General features: G+C 49.9%; 2 protein-coding genes. Both read left to right on the top strand.

Features of this window, described 5'->3' with window-relative positions:
* Nucleotides 1-3,071: eIF2A-related protein (locus AC4II3_RS31930; RefSeq protein WP_490723024.1), on the top strand; the 3,071-nt coding region annotated here is incomplete at its 5' end.
* 144 nt (nucleotides 3,072-3,215) lie between these two features.
* Nucleotides 3,216-3,690: AAA-like domain-containing protein (locus AC4II3_RS31935; RefSeq protein WP_490723025.1), on the top strand; the 475-nt coding region annotated here is incomplete at its 3' end.

Consider the following 3,690-nt stretch of genomic DNA (forward strand, 5'->3'; position numbering starts at 1 on the left):
TTAATAATCCTGAACAGGTGTTAGGTGAGATAGTAAACTGGACGGGAGGACAACCGTTTCTTACTCAGCGCGTATGTCGTTTGGTAGTCCAGACCTGGGAATCGGGGAATAGTCTTTCTGTAGAACAGATAGTGCGTAGGCAGATCATTGAAAATTGGGAAGCCCAGGAAGAACAGGAGCATTTGAAGATTATACGCGATGCTCTTTCAGAGCCGCTACGCGATCGCATTCTCAGAAATGAGCAACGGGCTGGTATGCTGTTGGGTTTGTATCAGCAAGTATTGGATCACGGTAGTCTAGCGGCTGATGGGAGTGAAGAACAGACGGAATTAAGGTTATCGGGGCTAGTGGTTGAGCGCCATGGTTGTTTGGAAGTTAACAATCGGATTTATGGGGAGGTTTTCAATTCCGATTGGGTTAAGACAAAATTGGCAAGACTACGCCCCTACTCTGAAGCGTTTACGGGTTGGGTTGATTCTGGGTGTAAGGATGAGTCTTTTTTGTTGCGGGGGAAAGCATTAGAGCAGGCGGAACAATGGTCGAGGGGAAAAGCGTTAAGCGATTTGGATTCCCAGTTTTTGAGAGCGAGTCAGGTTTTAGATAAGGGAGAAGTGCAAAAGGCTTTGGCCGCTGCTCAGAAAGAGGCTAGTGAAATATTAGCCAAGGCTAAAGAGCAAGCCCAGGGAACCATACGCAAAGGGAAAATTGTACTGGGTTTGTCCTTAATTGTTGCTATAGTGGCTGGTTTCAACGCTAGACAACAAATACAGGAAGCGAAATTCGTCATAGGACTAGAACGCCAAGGGAATGATGTTCTACGACAGTTACCGGATAATAATGTTTACTACGGCACCAATACAAGAGGGGAAAGGCTTTTGTACCAGGCCATGGAGACTGGGCAAGAGCTATATAACACAGTAACAGATGGTCGCCCCCTGGAGCAATATCCTATTACCAGTCCTATATATGCCCTCCAGCAAAGTATTAGTCAATTCCGAAAAGGGGCTGTGCTCGCAGGGCATCAGGGCTCGGTATATCGTGTAGCCTTCAGCCCGGATGGACAGAGGCTGGCCACGGCTTCATGGGAGAACACCGCCAGAATTTGGGACAACCAGGGCAATCAAATCGCCTTGCTCACAGGGCATGAGGGCTGGGTATGGAGTGTAGCCTTCAGCCCGGATGGACAGAGGCTGGCCACTGGTTCATATGACAAAACTGCCAGAATTTGGGACAACCAGGGCAATCAAATCGCCGTGCTCACCGGGCATCAGGACAGGGTAAATAGTGTAGCCTTCAGCCCGGATGGACAGAGGCTGGCCACGGCTTCATTTGACGGCACGGCCAGAATTTGGGACAACCAGGGCAATCAAATCGCCGTGCTCACCAGGCATCAGGACAGGGTAAATAGTGTAGCCTTCAGCCCGGATGGACAGAGGCTGGTCACTGCTTCAGTTGACGGCACGGCCAGAATTTGGGACAACCAGGGCAATCAATTAGCCGTACTCACCGGGAATCAGGACTCGCTAAATAGTGTAGCCTTCAGCCCGGATGGACAGAGGCTGGCCACGGCTTCAGTTGACGGCATGGCCAGAATTTGGGACTTACAGGGGAATCAAATCGCCGTGCTCACCGGGCATCAGGACTCGGTATGGAGTGTAGCCTTCAGCCCGGATGGACAGAGGCTGGCCACTGTTTCACGGGACAACACCGCCAGAATTTGGGACAACCAGGGCAATCAAATCGCCTTGCTCACTGGGCATCAGTCCAGGGTAAATAGTGTAGCCTTCAGCCCGGATGGACAGAGGCTGGCCACGGCTTCATTTGACAAAACTGCCAGAATTTGGGACAACCAGGGCAATCAAATCGCCGTGCTCACAGGGCATCAGGAGGAGGTAAATCGTGTAGCCTTCAGCCCGGATGGACAGAGGCTGGCCACTGGTTCATCTGACAAAACTGCCAGAATTTGGGACTTACAGGGGAATCAATTAACCGAACTAAAAGGGCATCAGTCCAGGGTATATAGTGTAGCCTTCAGCCCGGATGGACAGAAGCTGGCCACGGCTTCATATGACAACACTGCCAGAATTTGGGACAAAAAGGGCAATCAATTAGCCGTACTCACAGGGCATCAGTCCTGGGTAAATAGTGTAGCCTTCAGCCCGGATGGACAGAAGCTGGCCACGGCTTCATATGACAAAACTGCCAGAATTTGGGACAAAAAGGGCAATCAATTAGCCGTACTCACCGGGCATCAGGACTCGGTAGATAGTGTAGCCTTCAGCCCGGATGGACAGAAGCTGGCCACTGCTTCACGAGACGGCACGGCCAGAATTTGGGACAAAAAGGGCAATGAAATCGCCGTGCTAACAGGGCATCAGGACGAGGTAAATAGTGTAGCCTTCAGCCCGGATGGACAGAAGCTGGTCACGGTTTCACGAGACCGAACTGCCAGAATTTGGGACAACCAGGGCAATCTATTAACCGTACTCACCGGGCATCAGGACTCGCTAAATAGTGTGGTATATCGTGTAGCCTTCAGCCCGGATGGACAGAAGCTGGCCACGGCATCAACGGACAACACCGCCAGAATTTGGGACTTACAGGGGAATCAAATCGCCGTGATCACCGGGCATCAGGACTCGGTATGGAGTGTAGCCTTCAGCCCGGATGGACAGAAGCTGGCCACGGTTTCACGAGACCGAACTGCCAGAATTTGGGACTTACAGGGCAATCAATTAACCGTACTCACCAGGCCTCAGTCCTCGGTACATAGTGTAGCCTTCAGCCCGGATGGACAGAGGCTGGCCACGGATTCAGGGGACGGCACTGCCATAATTTGGGACTTACAGGGCAATCCATTAGCCGTATTCACCGGGCATCAGTCTTCGGTAATTAATGTAAAATTCAGCCCGGATGGACAGAGGCTGGCCACTGCTTCAGGAAATGGCACTGCCAGAATTTGGAAGGTTGAAAGTTTAGGTGAGCTGCTGCGTCGGGGCTGTGACTTGCTGGAAGATTACTTTGTTAGGAATCCTGGAGCTAAGGAGAAGTTATGGGTATGCGAGGAATAGGCAATAGGCAATAGGCAATAGGCAAAAGTTTAACTCGGTGGTGCGTTACTCCCCCATCTCCCCATCTCCCTATCTCCCCATCTCCCTATCTCCCCATCTCCCCACACTGTTCCCTATTCCCTATTCCCTGTTCCCTTTCCAACCATGACTAATCAACACTCAACAATCTACAAAGTAGGAGGTAGTTTACCTCAGGATGAACCTACTTATGTCACTCGACAAGCGGATGATGAGCTTTATCAGGCATTGATGGCTGGGGAGTTTTGTTATGTGCTGAATTCCCGACAGATGGGTAAGTCGAGTTTGCGGGTAAGAACGATAAAACGCTTAAAAGAAGAGGGATTTGCTTGCGCGTCTATCGATCTGACCGTGATTGGTAGAGAAGATATCACGGTGTCGATGTGGTATGAAAGTTTGATGATGTTATTGATGGATGATTTCGAGCTTTTCGGAACGTTTGATGAAGACAGTTGGTTAGACGAGCGTGCTCAAATTTCCCCGGTCTTGTGCTTAAGTAAGTTTATTGAGCAGATCGTGTTAACTAGTATTCCAGGTAAAATTGTTATTTTTCTGGATGAAATTGATAGTATTATTAAAGTTAAGTTTAAAGATGATTTCT

The organism is Moorena sp. (assembly GCF_982860115.1).